This is a genomic window from Methanocella conradii HZ254 (assembly GCF_000251105.1).
In the GTDB taxonomy this organism is placed as follows: Archaea; Halobacteriota; Methanocellia; order Methanocellales; family Methanocellaceae; genus Methanocella; species Methanocella conradii.
Genome location: NC_017034.1, coordinates 810,890 through 827,910, shown reverse-complemented (window position 1 = coordinate 827,910; position 17,021 = coordinate 810,890). Strand labels below are relative to the sequence as shown.

The 17,021-nt window shown below is 56.0% G+C and carries 18 protein-coding genes and 1 pseudogene; 9 read left to right on the top strand and 10 right to left on the bottom strand.

Annotated features, from left to right (window positions below; all coding sequences use genetic code 11):
- Nucleotides 1-72: 72 nt before the first annotated feature.
- Nucleotides 73-462: a DUF2111 domain-containing protein gene (locus tag MTC_RS04185; protein ID WP_014405434.1), complete on the bottom strand. Its 390-nt coding sequence runs from the start codon at nt 460-462 to the stop codon at nt 73-75.
- 106 nt (nt 463-568) lie between these two features.
- Here MTC_RS04185 and MTC_RS04180 point away from each other — a divergent pair, with 106 nt between their 5' ends.
- The 3 genes and pseudogenes from MTC_RS04180 (at nt 569) to MTC_RS04170 (ending at nt 3,145) form a co-directional block, all read left to right on the top strand.
- Entirely contained in the window at nt 569-1,201 is a 633-nt protein-coding gene (locus MTC_RS04180) for a MarC family protein (protein WP_014405433.1), read from the top strand.
- Between the two features lie 145 nt (nt 1,202-1,346).
- A pseudogene (locus tag MTC_RS04175) lies at nt 1,347-2,635 on the top strand (IS4 family transposase).
- 135 nt (nt 2,636-2,770) lie between these two features.
- The gene (locus MTC_RS04170) at nt 2,771-3,145 is read left to right on the top strand and encodes a response regulator (protein ID WP_014405431.1); all 375 of its coding nucleotides are present in this window, start codon (nt 2,771-2,773) and stop codon (nt 3,143-3,145) included.
- Nucleotides 3,146-3,152: 7 nt separating this feature from the next.
- Here MTC_RS04170 and ilvD read toward each other — a convergent pair whose 3' ends face one another.
- A complete protein-coding gene (gene ilvD, locus MTC_RS04165) occupies nt 3,153-4,799 on the bottom strand; it encodes a dihydroxy-acid dehydratase (RefSeq protein WP_014405430.1) in 1,647 nt (548 codons plus the stop codon).
- A 126-nt stretch (nt 4,800-4,925) separates the two neighbouring features.
- On the opposite strand from ilvD, the gene MTC_RS04160 reads away from it, so the two are divergent.
- Nucleotides 4,926-5,639, top strand: a complete 714-nt coding sequence (locus MTC_RS04160; protein WP_014405429.1) for an HAD family hydrolase — start codon at nt 4,926-4,928, stop codon at nt 5,637-5,639.
- 5 nt (nt 5,640-5,644) lie between these two features.
- On the opposite strand, the gene aroC is transcribed toward MTC_RS04160, so the two are convergent.
- The gene (gene aroC, locus MTC_RS04155) at nt 5,645-6,724 is read right to left on the bottom strand and encodes a chorismate synthase (RefSeq protein ID WP_014405428.1); all 1,080 of its coding nucleotides are present in this window, start codon (nt 6,722-6,724) and stop codon (nt 5,645-5,647) included.
- A complete protein-coding gene (aroA, locus tag MTC_RS04150) occupies nt 6,721-7,986 on the bottom strand; it encodes a 3-phosphoshikimate 1-carboxyvinyltransferase (RefSeq protein WP_048189536.1) in 1,266 nt (421 codons plus the stop codon). The genes aroC and aroA overlap by 4 nt, the downstream gene beginning before the upstream one ends.
- Nucleotides 7,987-8,108: 122 nt before the next feature.
- On the opposite strand from aroA, the gene MTC_RS04145 reads away from it, so the two are divergent.
- Nucleotides 8,109-8,408 (top strand): hypothetical protein, encoded by a 300-nt coding sequence (locus MTC_RS04145; protein WP_014405426.1) that lies wholly within the window; start codon nt 8,109-8,111, stop codon nt 8,406-8,408.
- Complete coding sequence (locus tag MTC_RS04140; protein ID WP_014405425.1) at nt 8,405-9,757, top strand: FAD-dependent oxidoreductase; 1,353 nt, start codon at nt 8,405-8,407, stop codon at nt 9,755-9,757. The genes MTC_RS04145 and MTC_RS04140 overlap by 4 nt, the downstream gene beginning before the upstream one ends.
- Nucleotide 9,758: 1 nt before the next feature.
- On the opposite strand, the gene purD is transcribed toward MTC_RS04140, so the two are convergent.
- The 6 genes from purD to MTC_RS04110 form a co-directional block, all read right to left on the bottom strand.
- The gene (gene purD / locus MTC_RS04135) at nt 9,759-11,072 is read right to left on the bottom strand and encodes a phosphoribosylamine--glycine ligase (protein ID WP_014405424.1); all 1,314 of its coding nucleotides are present in this window, start codon (nt 11,070-11,072) and stop codon (nt 9,759-9,761) included.
- Nucleotides 11,073-11,131: 59 nt separating this feature from the next.
- Nucleotides 11,132-11,659: an orotate phosphoribosyltransferase gene (gene pyrE / locus MTC_RS04130; protein ID WP_014405423.1), complete on the bottom strand. Its 528-nt coding sequence runs from the start codon at nt 11,657-11,659 to the stop codon at nt 11,132-11,134.
- Nucleotides 11,660-11,663: 4 nt separating this feature from the next.
- A complete protein-coding gene (locus MTC_RS04125; protein ID WP_014405422.1) occupies nt 11,664-12,221 on the bottom strand; it encodes a CDP-2,3-bis-(O-geranylgeranyl)-sn-glycerol synthase in 558 nt (185 codons plus the stop codon).
- Between the two features lie 81 nt (nt 12,222-12,302).
- Nucleotides 12,303-12,701: a hypothetical protein gene (locus MTC_RS04120; RefSeq protein ID WP_014405421.1), complete on the bottom strand. Its 399-nt coding sequence runs from the start codon at nt 12,699-12,701 to the stop codon at nt 12,303-12,305.
- A gap of 95 nt (nt 12,702-12,796) precedes the next feature.
- Nucleotides 12,797-14,032 carry an Nre family DNA repair protein gene (locus MTC_RS04115; protein ID WP_014405420.1) on the bottom strand — a complete coding sequence of 412 codons (1,236 nt, stop codon included), beginning with the start codon at nt 14,030-14,032 and terminating at the stop codon, nt 12,797-12,799.
- Nucleotides 14,033-14,115: 83 nt separating this feature from the next.
- The gene (locus MTC_RS04110) at nt 14,116-15,039 is read right to left on the bottom strand and encodes a hypothetical protein (protein WP_014405419.1); all 924 of its coding nucleotides are present in this window, start codon (nt 15,037-15,039) and stop codon (nt 14,116-14,118) included.
- Between the two features lie 234 nt (nt 15,040-15,273).
- Between MTC_RS04110 and MTC_RS04105 the strand changes: the two genes are divergently transcribed.
- From MTC_RS04105 to hypE, 3 genes are read left to right on the top strand one after another with little or no spacing between them, the layout of a single operon-like run.
- Nucleotides 15,274-15,510, top strand: coding sequence for a HypC/HybG/HupF family hydrogenase formation chaperone (locus MTC_RS04105; RefSeq protein WP_014405418.1), 237 nt, complete (start codon nt 15,274-15,276; stop codon nt 15,508-15,510).
- Nucleotides 15,503-15,847, top strand: coding sequence for a hydrogenase maturation nickel metallochaperone HypA (gene hypA, locus MTC_RS04100; RefSeq protein WP_014405417.1), 345 nt, complete (start codon nt 15,503-15,505; stop codon nt 15,845-15,847). Before MTC_RS04105 ends, hypA begins: the two co-directional genes overlap by 8 nt.
- Nucleotides 15,847-16,878 carry a hydrogenase expression/formation protein HypE gene (gene hypE / locus MTC_RS04095; protein ID WP_014405416.1) on the top strand — a complete coding sequence of 344 codons (1,032 nt, stop codon included), beginning with the start codon at nt 15,847-15,849 and terminating at the stop codon, nt 16,876-16,878. The genes hypA and hypE overlap by 1 nt, the downstream gene beginning before the upstream one ends.
- Nucleotides 16,879-17,021 lie beyond the last annotated feature (143 nt).

Genomic DNA, 17,021 nt, shown 5'->3' with positions numbered 1-17,021 from the left:
CTTCACACAGATTCCCTCTACATTTTTAAATGTATAGTCATTTGTAAAGGAAAGGAACATATAAAGCTTTTCTCACAATCGTTCAAGTTCATAGCCCATCTGTTTCTGCAGGCTGGCGTACTGGTCCATTAGGGCCTTTAGGTCCAGCGAACCGGTGACGTCAACCACGCCTATGGCCGCGACCGGCTCGCCATCGATACGTATGGGCGACACCACGACGGGGATGCCATGATACACGCCGGAAGGTGGACGGTCATGGATTACCCTGTTCTCTGCGATCGAAAGCTCCAGGAACGGCCCGGTATAGTCCATCGATATCACCCTGCCCCCCTCCACCCTGACGCCACGCTTATTCTTGCTCCGGGCCGTGACGGGGAGCTGCCCGAACAGGTTGTGGACGCATACGGCCAGGGGCGCCAGGTCATTTGCGGTAGAATCCTCATGTATACAAATTTGACGCATATAATAATTCAAGGCGTTAAAAAATAAAATTGTTGCCGTCGAGCACGCCGGGGCCGCAAACGTAAACGTCGAAAAATTTTAATAGTTACCAGACATCCTGCTTACGATGCAACTCAGCTTCCTGGCCGACACCCTATTCGTCCATGCGCTGGTAGGCGTATTCGTCATCGTCAACCCGTTTGGCAACGTCCCGCTATTCATATCCCTGACCCAGAAGCTCACGCCTGCCGAGCGGAAGAACGCCATTATAAAGTCGGTCATCATCGCTACCGCCATCCTGCTCGTCTTCGCCCTGATCGGCAAGATGCTCTTCGACATGCTCAACGTCACATTGGACTCCCTCAGGATAGCAGGCGGCTTATTGTTATTGGCCATAGCCTTCGACATGCTCATGGGAAGGAGCCCTGCGTCGAAGATAGACGAGGATGAGGAGCGGGAGAGCGTCGCAGTGACTCCGATGGCCACACCCCTCCTGGCCGGCCCTGGCGCCATGACTACGGTCATGATATTGATGAACGAGGCTAGCACCCCGGTGCTCAAGGGCTCCATAATGCTGGCGATATTGCTGGCCATGATCGCCGCCTTCATTATACTCATCAACTGTGAATGGGTCTATAATGTCATAAGAAAGGATGGCGCAAGGGTCCTGACGAAGATAATGGGCATCGTGCTCGCCACCATAGCGGTGGAGATGGCGGTGAAAGGCCTGCTTCATGCGTTCCCGGCCCTCGGCGTATAAAACGCTGCGGAGATAGACAGGCTATATATAAAAACAATTCATGGGTGTTCGGTTAAGGGTATGTTAAGCGTTTAATAATCTAGAATACTATAATAATATATATTATAGTATTTTAATGGGATGATGTATGAGTGATTCTTTAAGCATGCGGATGGTTGATCCGTGCGCACCGTGTCTGACCGAGTTGTTTCCTGAGGATTTTCTCCGTAAGACGGCTGCTGAGACGGGTTTTATTAAGCGTAACCGGAAGATCGAATCCGGTGATCATGTTCTGGGTGGTCGTCCTGGGTTTTGGCATCAGTTTTATGAGGTCGATGCGTGGGCTGGAAAGAGGCTATGAAACCATGTCCGGTGTCAACCTGAGCATTAGCAGTTTTTATGCTGTTTAATCCGGAGATGGAGCGTTTTCTTCATCGGTGCGTGGTACATGCCTTCGAACTTCAGGCGAGAGAACCTTGTCTCAAATTAGGGGACAAGCTGGGGTTCAAGGACCTTCTCATCCAGGATAGCACGATCATTCGTTTGCATGCGTCCCTCGCGGATTTGTGGCCTGCCGCCCGCTCTAGAAAAGTGGCCGCGGGGTTGAAGCTCTCCTGTATAGTGAGCGCGGTGACGGATAGTGTCAACACGGTGAGGCTCTTCCCGGAGAGGACCGGTGAAGTGAAGACCCTCCGATTAGGATCCTGGCTACGAGACCGAGTCCTATTGACCGACCTGGGTTTCTTCGATTACAATAGTTTCGATAAGATCGAGCGCTACGGCGGTTTTTTCGTGAGCCGGCTTAAAGGAAATGCTAATCCCCTAATCGTAAAAGTGAACCAGGTATGCCGGGGCAACTCGGTAGACGTCCTGGGCAAAAAGCTCAGAGACGTACTACCATTGTTGAAAAGGCAACTCCTGGACGTGGAGGTCGAAGTAGAGGTGAGGAGACGGAAATACAAGGGCAAAACTACCAGGACAACGAGGACTTTCCGTATGGTCCTCGTGCTCAACGAAGAGACCAGGCAGTACCACTCGTATTTGACCAACATCCCCATTAGCGTGTTGAACGGCGAAGACGTGGCAAGCCTGTATGGCGCAAGATGGGAGATAGAGCTCGTTTTTAAAGAACTCAAAGACGTTTACCACCTGGACCAGATACAAAGCACAAACCCCAACGTGGTCAAATGCCTCATATGGGTAAGCATCCTGACGTTCATATGCAGCCGCCAACTGCTCAGACTGGTAAGAAAACATAACCCTGCAAAAGCCCACCTGTACACCCATCTACAATGGGCAAAAGCCTTCGCCCAGAACGCATACGGAATACTAAAAGCAGTCCTCAATAGCATGGACCTGGAACTGGACATGATAACATACTTCAGCATAATGATAGGCCAAGGACAAACCCCGAACATCAACAGAAAAAGGCTAATGCAACCATGGATAGCTTAACCGAACACCCATGAAAAACAATTAAATTACTTGATGCATGTTTATAGGCATAAGCTTTACTGGTGTAATCGTTATGTACAGCAGAATATTTATACTCATATTCACATATGGCAGATACCAATATTGACGTCGACCATGGGGTTAACATTGCTAAAAGTCGCCATTGTAGATGATGAGCCGGACTTACAAAGGCTATATACGCTAGCCCTGTCTTCAAAAGGCTATGACATCGCGTTCGTTGCCAACGATGGGACTGACGCCGTGGAAAAGGAGCACTCGACCCCCGCCCCTATCATCATAATGGACCACAGGATGCCGACGAAGAACGGCATGGAGGCCACAAAGGAGATACTCTCGGAGCGGCCTGATACGAAGATCATCTTTGTGTCCGCGGACGATGCTGTGGAAAAGGAGGCCAAAGAGGCTGGTGCCGTCCGCTTCCTCAAAAAGCCTATATCGCTCAAGGAGCTTTTGCATAATATAGAAGAGGTAGCTAAGGATTGTAAGTAAAAAATTTTTATTTTATTATGCTTCCTAGCGAAGCGCTCGTTACGCTCCTCGCATACCTTGCCAGGTAGCCCTTTAGCTCCTTTTTCCTGGGCATGAAAGACTTCCGCCTTGCCTCTATTTCTGAGGGGGACAGGTCGACGTCCACCCTTTTCCCGGGTATGTCAATGGAGATGACATCGCCATCCTTTAGCAAGCCTATCATGCCGCCGTCCACGGCTTCAGGGGTGACATGGCCTATGCAGGGGCCTCTCGTGCCGCCGGAGAAACGGCCGTCGGTGATGAGGGCGACTGATTCGGAGAGGCCCATCCCTGCTATGGCAGAGGTGGGGCCGAGCATCTCCGGCATGCCAGGGCCTCCCCTGGGGCCGACGTACCTCACGACGACGACGTCGCCCGGCTTTATCTCGCGCTCTATGATCGCTTTGTTGCACTCGTCCTCCGAGTCGAAGACCTTCGCCTTTCCCCTGAACTTCAGCATCTTCTCGCTCACCGCGCCGCTCTTGACCACCGCCCCGCCTGGGGCGAGGTTTCCGTACATCACAGTTATGCCTCCCGTCTTGTGCACGGGAGAACTCAAGGGCCTGATGACCTCAGGGTTCAGCACTTTTGCCGCTCTGGCGATGCTCAGCAGGGAGGCCTCGTTGACCGTGGGGACGTCAATGAGCATGCCAGCCAGGCGGCTCATCACCGCAGGAATTCCCCCGGCCTCGTCAAGGTCTTTCATGGTGTACGGCCCTGCCGGCCCCATGTTGCAGATGTGCGGCGTCTCGCCGCTAATCCTGTCAAAGTCATCCAGCTCGAGGCTGATGCCGCCCTCCATCGCTATGGCCATCAGGTGCAGGACCGTGTTCGTAGAGCCGCCGATGGCCTGGTCCACCCTTATTGCGTTGAGGAGCGACTCGCGGGACACGACGTCGAGGGGCTTGACGTCCTTCTTTACAAGCTCCACGATTCGGCGGCCGCTCTCCAGGGCTATCCTCGCCTTAGATGCACTCGTGGCGTGTGCGGTTGCGCACCCGGTGAGCGACAGGCCGAGGGCCTCGGCCATGCAGGCCATGGTATTGGCAGTATATAGGCCCTGGCAGCTTCCGCATCCCGGGCAGCATGCGTCCTCGATGCGCTTGAGCTCGGCCTCGGTCATCCTGCCCGCCCGTACGCTGCCGACGCCCTCGAATGACGAGATAAGCGTAAGGTCTTTGCCGTCAAGCCGCCCCGGCTCCATGGGGCCGCCCGTAACCACCACGCAAGGTATATTAACCCTCAGGGCGGCCATAAGCATGCCCGGCACGATCTTGTCGCAGGTGCCCAGCATGACGATGCCGTCAAAGCGGTGCGACTCCACCATAAGCTCGATGGAGTCCGCCACGACCTCGCGGGACGGCAGCGAGTAGAACATCCCCTCATGGCCCATGGCGATGCCGTCGCATATGCCGATGACCCCGAACTCGAAAGGCACCCCGCCTGCTTCCCTGATCCCCTGCTTTATCTTATCAGCCAGGCCTTTCAGGTGCTTGTGGCCGGGCACGACGTCGTTCCATGCGTTGGCCACGCCTATGAAAGGCTTATTCATGTCGCTGTCCGTGACGCCGACAGCCTTTAGCAGTGCCCTGTGCGGCGTCCTGTCCAGGCCCTTTTTAACCGTATCGCTCCTCATGCCAAGGCCTCTCTATACCGGTATCAAGCACGTTATTTTAAAGGTATTGCCGAACATATAAGGTTTTCATTATAAAGCATAAGTTTTGGCCAACGTATAAGACCCGGAAGTGCTAATCTATGGGTAATGGCCGAACGATGCTCCGTGAAAATATTCCTTTATAGGGCAGTGCTCTTCGACATGGATGGCGTTATCGCTGACACCATGCCCCTTCACTATGAGGCGTGGAGGCGCGCCTTCGAGGCTTTTGGAGTCCACGTTGATAAGATGGATGTGTACTTGCGTGAGGGCATGACCACGATGGAGATGGGGAAAGATATAGCCCGGTCAAAGGGCATGGAGCTTTCTGAAGGCGAGCTTAACTCGATAGTTGAGCTGAAGACGAGGATTTTTAATGAGCTTGTGGATTCGAGCGTGCGGCTGTATGAAGGCGTCCCGGAGACTCTCACGATGCTGCGCAACAACGGCATGAAGCTCGCCCTGGTCACCGGCAGCAGGAGGACGTCCGCCATGGCAGTGCTAAAAAAGGTGGGCCTTGAGGGCGCCTTTGACGCCATCGTTGCCGCCGAGGACGTCAGAAGGGGCAAGCCAGACGCCGAGCCTTACCTCGTCGCGATGAGGGCCGTGGACGTGCCCGCCTTGAACTGCGTGGTCGTCGAGAACGCCCCCCTCGGCATCAGGGCTGCGAGGGCTGCCAAGGTTGGCTACATAATCGCCATCGCCACCACGCTCGACGAGGCTCATTTAAAAGAAGCCGACGAGGTGGCTCCTTCATTTCCCGAGCTCGAGCAGTGTATTGCCCGCAGGTTTGAGGCGAGGCCTGGCAGGGCGATAATGTGATCTCGCTATAGTCTCGGCCCCATCTTTCCGCTCAGCACCATGTGGTCGGCCAGAACGAGCGCCACCATGGCCTCGACGACGGGCACGATGCGGGGCACGATTGAGGGGTCATGCCGCCCCTTGACCTCGATTATGGCGTCTTTCATTTCCTTCACGTTGATGGTGCGCTGCGGAATGGATATCGAGGGCGTGGGCTTGACTGCGACCCGGCAGACGATGGGCATGCCCGTGCTTATCCCGCCCAGGATGCCCCCGGCCCGGTTCGTCCTCGTCTTGACCTCGCCATCCACGTAAAACTCGTCGTTCATCTCGGAGCCCCTTAGTTCAGCAGACCTGAAGCCGAGGCCTATCTCCACGCCCTTAACGGCGCCTATGCCCATGAGGGCGCCGGCCAGGTCTGCGTCCAGCTTTCCGAAGACGGGACTGCCTAGACCTGCGGGGACTCCGGTGGCTATTACCTCAACTATTCCCCCGACGCTGTCCCCCTCCTGCTTAGCCCTCATTATCGCATCCTCCATCGCCCGTACAGCGCTAAGGTCGGCGCAGCGCACCCGGTTCGTGTACGGGTTTTTAATCACGTCTTCCAGCGTGACCTCGCCAGCCTTCACGTCATGGATGGAGACCGTGTGGGCGTACACGCCTATGCCTGCCCGCGAGAGCAATTTTTTGGCGATGGCGCCTCCCATGACCCTTCCCACCGTCTCCCTTCCGGACGACCGCCCTCCGCCCCTGTAGTCCCTGAACCCGTACTTCGCCAGGTATCCATAGTCAGCGTGGCCCGGCCTTAGCAGGTCTTTGATAGGCTCATAGGAGGACGAGTCCACGTCCACGTTGCGCACGAGCATCGCCACGGGCATGCCCGTCGTCTTTCCCTCGAACACGCCTGATAGTATCTCCACGCGGTCGGGCTCGGAGCGCTTCGACGTCACGGCGCCCTGCCCGGGCCTGCGCCTGTCAAGCTCTGCCTGGATATCGCCCTCGCATATCTCCAGGCCCGCCGGGCACCCGTCCACGACGGCGCCAACTGCGGGCCCGTGGCTCTCGCCGAACGTGGTAAGCCTGAAAGCCCTGCCAAACGTGTTCACAGTTCCACCTTAGCCCCTATCCTCTTCAAGTCATCAAAAAAGCCTGGGTACGAGATGCTGACCGACTCGGCCGTGCTTATGGAAATCGTACCAGAGGCGGCGAGACCTGCCACAGCCAGCGCCATGACTATGCGGTGGTCATCGTATCCTTCCACGCTGGCGCCCTTCAGCTTGCCGCCCGTAATGACTAAACCATCGGGCTCCTCGACGATGTCCGCCCCCATCTTCTTAAGCTCCACGGTTATGGCGTGTAGCCTGTCCGTCTCCTTGTAGCGTACGTGGGCGGCGTTGGTGATGTGGGTCTTACCCTTCGCGCACGCCGCCAGCACCGCCAGCGTCGGCACCAGGTCCGGCGTCTTTCCCACGTCTACGTCGATGCCCTTTAGCTCTGCCTGCTCTACGGTTACCGACCCCTTCTCCCTGTCCCAGTAAACGTTTGCGCCCATCTCTAGCAGGTGCTCCATGATGGCCGCGTCGCCCTGCCTCGACTCGAACAGGTTATTGACTGTCACCTTGCCGGCCAGCGCCCCAGCCGCCATCATGTATGAGGCCGAGGAGAAATCGCCCGGTACACGATAAGACTTCAAGCTGTATTCCTGGTCGCTCTCTATATGGAACTCCCTGAAGTCTGTTGCCACCGAGCCTCCGGCCTTTTCTATCATCTCCAGCGTTACTTCGACATATGGCCTCGACTTAAGCTCACCCTCGACCTTGATGACCGTGCCCCTTTTCGCGAACGGGCACGAGATGAGCAGCGACGATATGAACTGCGAGCTTATTCCGCCGCCTATCGTCACCTCCCCTCCCTGCAAGACGCCCTGCACCACGATCGGGGCGAGCCCGTTGAAGCGGGTGGAATAGCATATTGCGCCAAGGTCATTGAGCGCCTGTATAAGTGGGCCATTTGGCCTCTTGCGCAGGGAGGCGTCGCCCGTAAACACCGTCGCTCCCTCGGCCAGCGAGGCCATCGACATGCAGAGCCGCAGCGTGGTGCCGCTGTTTGCCGCGTTTATCACGTCGTCGGGCACCTTCGGCCTGCCGATGACTCCCGCAATCTCCAGTTCCCTATCCTTAACATTTATCTCCGCCCCCATCGCCCGGCAAGCCCCCACTGTTGCGAGCGTGTCCGCCGATAGTAGCGGCCCTTCTATCCTGGAGTATTGTCCCAGGCTTCCAATGACTATAGCCCTATGAGTATAGCTTTTAGACGGTGGCGCCTCCACGCTGCCCCACACCTCAGACTTCTTTACCTTCGCAATCATCTTGTTCAATGTATGCGGCAGCATATAAAAGATTATGCAGGCTTAAATAGGGCCTAAAGCAAGCAACCGGCAAAGTCTTAATAGTATCAAGCCTAATTTATTTTATCCATCAGAGGATGCGTATGCTCATAAGCAAGATAGAGGTTGAGCTGGAAATGCTGGAGAGGCATTTGCTGATTTTAAAACACGTCATCAGGGAGGAGCCTATCGGCATCATGAAGCTGGCGGAGATTACGGGCCTCCCTAAGCATAAGGTGCGCTATTCTTTAAGGGTCTTGGAGCATGAGGGCCTCATCGGGCCTTCCATGCACGGGGCGGTGACAACTGAAAAGACGGCGCAGTTCGTGCAGACTCTCGGCAGCAGGATAGAGGCGCTCGACAGAAAAGTGGAAGAGATAAAAAGGCTTAGCGGCGAGATATGAGGCCTGATATAGTGTTTATTGGGGCGGGTGGGGCCGGCCTGACGGCAGCCTTCATCATCGCCCGTAAGCGCCCTGAGACGCGTATCACCCTTTTCTCAAGAGACCCCGTGGTCGCCTATAGCCAGTGCGGGATGCCCTTCGTTTTAGATAATAAGATTGAGAGCTTTGATAGGCTTATATTGTATACGCCCGAGGTGTTCAAAGACCTTGGGCTGGACGTGAGGACCGGGGTCGCCGTTACAGGCGTGGACCTGGACGCCAGGGCCGTCACGCTGGAGGGGGGCGAGACAGTGGAGTATGGAAAGCTGGTATTTTCCACCGGGTCGATCCCATTCATCCCGTCCGTACCAGGCGTCGGGCTTAGGGGCGTGCACCGTTTATTGACTTTAGAGGACGGCCGCTCGCTCGCAAGGGCCGTTGAAGGCGCTAAGAGCGCAGTCATCATAGGAGGAGGCCCCATCGGCCTGGAGACGGCGCCAGCATTCCTTGATAGGGGCATTGAAGTCACAATCGTTGAGCGCATGCCGCATCTTATGCCCTCCGCCCTCGACCCCGACATGGCCGTATTCCTGGAGGACTACCTGAAGGAGATGGGCGCCACCATAATTACGGGCAAGGGCGTGGAGTCCATAAATGGGGCTGGTAAGGTTGAGTCCGTCACGGTGGGCGGGGAGACTATCAAGGCGGACCTGGTGCTCATGGCCGCGGGCGTCAGGCCCAACGTTGAGCTGGCAAAAAAAGCGGGCATCGACATAGGCCCTGCAGGGGGCATCGACGTAGACGAGCGCTTCCGCGTAAAGAAGAATGGCAGGGCTCTGGACGATGTCTATGCGGCAGGCGATTGCATCGAGGAGGTAAACGCCATCACGGGCAGAAAGGTGGTCTGCGCCATAGGCACAGTTGCGAATAGGCAGGCCCGATTCCTGGCCGAGCAGCTCATGGGCAATGACGTGCCCTATGGGCCGGTTTTATGCCCCGCCATCGCCGTCGTTGGCGACCTTCATGTAGGCAGCGTGGGCCTCACGACCATGGCGTGCGAGGCCGCGGGCATCAAGCCCGTATCCTTTAAGGCGAGGAGCAATACCAGGGCCAGGTACTATCCGGGAGGCTCACAACTAAACATTAAGCTCATAGCGGACGGCGAGCGCATCGTCGGCGCCCAGCTTATGGGAAAGGAGGGCGTCCACGGGCGCGTCAACCAGCTCACGCTGGCCATCCACAAGAAGATGACTCCCTCGGAGCTCGCCGACGTGGAGACTTGCTACGCCCCGCCCGTATCGCCCATGATAGACCCCATCACGTATGCTGCAGAGATGCTTGCCCTGAGGTGTAAAAAAGGCAAAAGATAGCTCAGGGCCGTCTCCTTCCCCTTATGGCATCCATGTGCTCAATCCTTTTACGGATGAGCGTCTCCTTGCCTATATCATGCCTGCAGTGGAACTCCCCATGCACGTTCGAGAGGCCCATCTCGGCCAGTATCTCGGCCTCCGCAATTGTATCAGCCACCCCCACGATGGCGAGGGACCTCGAAGAGGTCGTATAGATTTTGCCATCCCGCTCATTTACGCTGGCATAATAAACCTTATACTCAGGCTTCTCCGTGACCGTGAGCGGCGAATCCCTCAAAGGAGCTTCAGGATACCCTTTTGGAACAACGTACTTACACACCGTGGCGCTCTTCTCGAACTCGACGTCCATCTTATCAAGAGAGCCGTCGATGATGGCCTGGCAGACGTCCACGAAGTCCGTCTTTAGCAGGGTGAGCACGTTCATGGCCTCCGGGTCCCCAAACCTGGCATTATACTCGATGACCTTCATGCCATCCGCGGTGAGCATGAACTGGCCATACAGCGTGCCCTTGTAGGCTATGCCCAGCTCCTTTTTCAGGGCCTCTACGGTGGCCTTCATTATCTCCACGCCTTCCTTGTAGTCGTCCAGCTCCATGAATGGCAGAAGCTGCGTATGGTCTGTATACGAGCCCATGCCGCCCGTGTTGGGGCCTTTATCGTCCTCGTACGCCCTCTTATGGTCCTGCACGGCTGGCATGGGGGCCACGTTCTTGCCGTCCACGAAAGCCTGGATGGTGACCTCCTCGCCCTCAAGCCTGTCCTCTATGACCACTCGGCCGGCCCTCAGCGCCTCCTCCAGGTATGCCTTGCCCTCCTCCAGGGTTTTCAGGTGCTCGCCCATCACCTTGACGCCCTTGCCCCCGGTCAATCCGGCGGGCTTAATCACGCTATCCGGGTATTCCTTTAGATACCTGAAGGCGTCATCAAGGTTATCATAGACCTTAAAGCGGGGCACGCCCCTAATGCCATTCCTGGCCATGAAGGCCCGCGTCCACGCCTTGTCAGACTCCAGGAGGGCGGCTTCCTTTACAGGGCTGGCCGCCGGTATCCCCCTGTCGTATAATTCGTCTACAAGGCCCGCGGCCAGCGGCGCCTCGGGGCCAACAACTACGAAATCAACGCCCCTGTCTTCGGCGTACTGCGCTATTGCCTGGACATCAGTTTCCTTAGTTAAGAAATAGTCTACCGACCTGCGCCTTATGCCCGGGTTCAAGTTACCCATGGCCGCATAAATCTTAGGCTTATACGCGCTTCTCGCGAGAGCTTCTACGATGGAGTTCTCCCTGCCCCCGGAGCCGACCACGAGGACCTTCATGAATATCTAACCTCTCTTAACTACTGTGCTGGAATGATAAATAAGCTTGTTGAAGCCGATTAAGGCTTGTAGCCCAGCAGCTCGCTTGCCTTAACCAGCGCGGCGACCCTGACGCCCTCTTTCTCGAGGTTTTCACGTCCACCTTCCTCCCTGTCGACGACGCAGACCACCATGTCCACGATAAGGCCCGCATCCCTCAGGGCATGCACCGCCCCCAGGGCACCTTTCGCTGTCGTGACCACGTCCTCGATGACCAGGACCCTATCGCCCTTCTGATAGACGCCCTCGATGAGCTTGTTTGTGCCGTAGCCCTTCTTCTCCTTTCTCACTATAACGAAAGGTATGCCGCTCTTCACGCTGGCTATAGCTGCCAGGGGTATAGAGCCTATCTCAATGCCGGCCAGCCTCTTGACACCCTGCGGAATCTGAGCGGCGATGCGCTCCCCGATGGCCTCCAGACACGAAGGGTTAGTCTCGAAAACATACTTATCAACGTAATAATTACTCTTCCTGCCTGACGAGAGCGTGAAGTCGCCGAACTTTACTGCGCCAGTCTCCTTTAGCATGTCAACAAGCGGCTTATCCATTTGATCACCATGGCACGTCTTTCCTGCCTATCTTGAACCCTATAAAGTTTGTCGCCAGGTGTAAGACCGGCGTGATTAAGAGGACCGTCAGGATTATGGCCGGGCTGAAGTTCGCCGTGAACCATGCGCCATCTAGGAAGTACGTCAGGGCCCAGGCGCCCAGCACGAAATCGAGCTGGTCAGCCACGGGCATCATCGCGCCCCTCTCGAACCCCAGGCGACGCTTGAAGAAGCTTTTCACCATGTCGCCCAGCAGCGCGCCCACCGGCATGGTGAGCAGCGCCACGTATGAGGCGTGGGTAAGCATGCCCTCGCTCACATAACCCTGTAAGTAAGGGGCGATAGATGGAGCCAATAATATCTGTAAAATCCCCACCATTGTCCCGCAAAATGAGCCTAATACGAAGCCCCGGATGGTCTTTCCATCCCCTAGTATGCGCTTATTATCAGTAAAATTTTTGCCCATGTCGATAGGCCTGCCGCCGCCGAGGAGCGCTGCCGCCGGGTTGGCGATGTACGCCGGTAGCATGAGCCAGACAGCTAAGATTATCAAGTCGATCATTTTTTTCCTCTGACGGCTTTTCAAAATGAAATGTCCTATCTTCCTATATCAAGGTTTTTATGTCTATAAAAAATGACGGGCTTATCTGCCGCGGAGGGAGGCGTACATGACGTACCCCAGGTAGCAGAACATGCCCAGGAGAACGGCAACGATGAGATAGTCGAGGCTGGTCGGGCCGGGCGCCAGCAGGTACGAAAGCGAGATGTACAAAAGGACAAGCTCGATGAGCGCCTCCACGGCCAAGGTCAAATAAAAGACGCTGCCACGCGGCGCAAATACTTCATCGCTGGCAGGCTCAAGGCTGATATCCTCCTGCTCTAAGCCCATGAGCCTCACGTAATTTCTCAGCTCCTGGCGGTCGAGCTCGTCCTCAATGCGGGTGACCCTCATGCCTCGCCTGCGCTCGTTGATCTCCCTGACCTTTTTGTTGATGAGCTCCATCTTCCTGGAGAGGCTGTCGCTCGTGGGCTTTTTACTCATGAATCTAACCTTATGCTTATGTAATATAAAGATTTCCGTGTATGGAAAACAATATTCACTTTTTAGCGCTATACATATAATATATTTTTCGCCGGTCAGAAGAAGTCTGATAGTAGCTTTTGCTCTTTAGTAAGCCTATAAAGCCTGCTCGCCTCTAGCCACGGCCTTATCGGGGATCTGAGGCGCTTTTCGAGCTCCTTAAGCGCCTCTTCGAGAGTGTCGAAGGGCTGAGGCGGCCTGGACAGGGCTTCTTTGGCCAGCTCACGGAACCTCCACACTCCAAGGGGTATCCAATCGTTCAGGACCTCCATGAAGGCGATGGCGCCAGCCTGGCGGCGTATGGAGTGGAGGTGCTCCGCAACCGGCAGGCGGGCCGCATAATAGGCCCCTGCAAGGCTCGAAGCGTAACCCTTTCGCCCATCATAGAGCTCGTAGTCCGAGTCCACATGCCAGCTGGGGGCGCTAATGTGCCATAGCTCGAGGCCTTCAAACATCCAGGGAGTGGGCATTAAAAGCACGCAGACGTTATTGGCTAGCGCCTCTGCGCTGAACACCTGGTACTTATCGACCGTGGGGTAGCACTTCACCTTTTCGATAAGGCCCCTTCCTATTATGTCGTCCACCGCTGTGATGCTCCACCCCGTGGGCACGAGCCGGCGGCTATTCTTTTCGCCCAGCAGGCCCACCGAGAACAGCCTGGTTATCTGCCTCTGGTCTATGTTACACTTGAACAGGTCGAGCACGGCCGGGGCTGCCTTATAGTCTCTATCGGAAGTAACCCTGTCAACGGCTGCGGGCACCGAGGGGTTATCTATGAGCGAGAGGCTCTTCAATTCTGCCGAAGGCCCCGCGGGGGCCTCGCGCATTGAGAACGCCACCCTGCTGTCTGGCTTTTTCTCGAAGGTTGCCTCGGTGTCCACCGGCCTCTCCGACAGCACCATCTCCTGCACCTTTTCGAGCACGCCCGATGGCTCGCGGGCGCTTGTAACGTCTATAGCCGACTTGCTCCTTATAAGCTGGAACCTGTATCGCAGAATGTCATCGAAGCCCAGCCCCAGCCACTTCTCCGAGTCCATGACCATGGTGTCGCCGGTGAGGGGAGGGATGAGGGGGCCTGCGATCACCCTTGGATAGCCATAGCTTCCCACGAACACGGCTGGCGGCGCCGAGCCAGCTATGCTATCCCTTATATTCTTAAGGTCCAGGTACGTCTTCGCTTTCACCAGTATGGGGCATACGCGTCTGCCGCATAGTGCCATGAAGCCCCTGCACCTGACGCACATCGACTCCTTCTTAGTCTCACCATATCCAAATATGGCCTGCCTGTCCACGCCACATAGTAAGGCGTGATAAAGAATAATGGTTATGCAAGCGTGCAAAAAGTATTAAAAAAGGAGGGCGAGATGAAGCCCCCTCATTTCGTGTAGTACGTCAAGTTGATATTCCTGTATAGCTGGGCCTGGTCAATGGAGCCCTCCAGGTAGTCGAGCACGGGCGTTGAGGCGGCATCGATAACGTAGTACTCGTTACCCCTTTCGAAAATCAGGTTAAGGTAGTACCTATCGAAGTCTCCAAACGCCCCTGCACAGGCCCTCAATCCGGCGTCGATCGCCCCATACTTCTGTTCATTGGTGAGGCCAGACGATATCGAGTATGCCAGGCTCACCGCCCTGGCTCCATCCTGCATCGTGCCGGTCTGGAGGTTCAAGAGCTTATAGCCACTCTCGTTGAGCGCTTTGGTTACGTATGCCTGCCTGTCAACGGGCGGGGTATAGTTCTTCGCAGGCTTCGGAAGCTGTTCTGGCTGCCTTGACGGGCTGCCCGACGCCCTCAGGCTCTCGGTCTCCGGCGTCACGTACAGCGCCTTCTTGACCAGCTCGGCCTTAGCGATATCGCCGTTCACGTAAAGCTCCACGAGCGGCCTTTCCAGGGCGTAGACGTCCACCTTATACTGCTGCTCGCTGATCTTCTGGGTGGTATCGATGAGACCCACCAAAAGCGGGTCCCTGGCCGGGAATATGGAGTAGAGCGCCGAGTAGCCATCGGCCAGCAGACCAGAGACGTCGCTCGAGCCTACGGGCTTGTATAAGTATATCATTGCGGTCTCGTCGCCCTTTATCATCTGGGTAGCAGCTCCTCCGAACCACAGCCCGGAGGCGTTGACCTTCGCCTTCAGGGCGTCGAATTTCTCAAGTACGTCGGCCGTCGTTTTCACGGCCGGCGGCAATGGCGTGGGCGAGGCGCTGGGTCCTGGCGGGCGGAAGCTCAATGCCACCAGAACGGCAGCGCACACTATGACGGCTCCCACGACTATCGCGATTAGCGTGCTTTGTTTCATGGTCACCCCTCTTTTAGTGCTAATTACTTAATAATCAAAACATTAATATATAATTCATTGAATTTTTAATATCAGCTTACACGATGGTTGAGAGGCAAAAACACGGAAATCGTGCCTTTGAATCGTATAATGGCCAAAATTTCACTTTGATGGAAATGTATTTGAACGTCGAGAGAAATATCAAGGGAAGAAAACCTGGCCAGCAGCGTGCTGGCGTTTTATGGGAGTAATATCATGTGTCTCGCGGTCCTTGCTCAGCTTAAGGAGATAAAGGGAAACGTCGCGGTGGCCGACTTCGGGGGACTGACCCAGGAGATACGGCTTGACTTGCTTGAAGAGCCCAGGGTCGACGACTGGGTGCTAGTTCACACCGGGTTCGCCATCCAGGTGGTAGACGAAAAAGAGGCGCTGGAGATGAAAAAGGTCCTCGACGAAGTGGCGGCGATTAACGAGGGCATGGATAATGCATGAGCTGAGCATCGCCACCGACCTGGTTAATACGGCCCTCAGGACGGCCATGGACAATAACGCCAAGAGGGTGATCAGCGTTACGGTAGAGGCTGGCGAGCTTGCCATGGTCAACCCCGAGCAGCTCGAGTTCATGTATGACATCCTGGTAGAGGACAACATGCTTAAGGGGTCGAAGCTTAAGATCGAGACCGTGCCCGCCGCCGGAGAGTGCACCTATTGTGGCTATAAGGGCCCGATAGAGGACCGGTTTGCGTGCTCCTGCCCGAAGTGCGGGCTGACGCTGAAGATCATAGCGGGCAGGGATATCTGCCTAAAAAATATGGAGCTTGAGATATAATGGAAAAGTTGGCTGCCGTTCAAAAGATGCCGGAGAAGGTGAGCCTTATCCATGGCGCGGGCGGCGAGATGATGCAGTCGCTCATCAGCGGGGTGTTCGCCGCCATCAGGAATAACAATGCGGGCGGCATAGGCCTGGAGGCGCTGGACGACGGCGCCGCTATACCCTTCGGCGATCAATACATAGTGCTCACAACTGATAACCACGTCATTAAGCCTATTTTCTTCCCTGGCGGCGACATAGGCCGCCTATCCATATCGGGTACCGTGAATGACCTGGCCATGATGGGCGCCAGGCCGATAGCGCTAACTAATGGCGTGGTCATACCCGAGGGCTTCCCCATCGAGGATTTGCGCAGGATAGTCAGGTCGGTGGATGAGACGCTGGAAGAGGCTGGCTGCGCCCTCGTCACCGGCGATACCAAGGTGCTGCCAAAAGAGGCGCTGGACAGCATCATAATCAACACGGCCGGCATAGGCATCACCGATAACCCGATAAGGGATTGTGGCCTTAAGCCAGGGAATAAGATAATCGTCACGGGCACAATCGGAGACCATGGGATAGCCATCATCGCGCACCGTGAGGGGTTCAAGTTCGGCTCCGAGCTGAGGTCTGACGTGGCCCCTATATGGAAGACCGTAGAGGCCGCGCTCGATGCGGGCGGCGTCACCGCCATGAAGGACCCTACGAGGGGTGGGGTTGCCAGCGTCTTGAACGAGATGGCGAGGAAGAGCGGCGTTAAGATAGTCGTCCGTGAGGAGTCGTTGCCCATAAGGCAGGACGTCAGGGCGGCCGCCGACATGCTGGGCATCGATCCGCTTGAAGTGGCTAACGAGGGCAAGGCCGTCATCGGCGTGGAGGCCGACCGGGCTGAGGCGGTGCTCGAGGCAATACGTAAGACGAGGTATGGGAGAGACGCTGTCATCATCGGTAGCGTTGAAGAGGGCAGCGGCGTCATCATGAAGACCCGTATCGGCGGGCAGCGCTTCATCGAGCCCCCGCTTGGCGACCCGGTCCCCCGCGTTTGTTAAGCTCTCTAAGTTTAAGAAGGCCACTAATTACTAAGCTCTCGAAGGTTTTTTAATATGATTTATGTTGCTTTGGCTTAGTATGGGGTCTCCGAGGGGTAGCCTCCCCTTTCCAGGCTATGGCAACCTTTGCGTGCTTTAGAGGG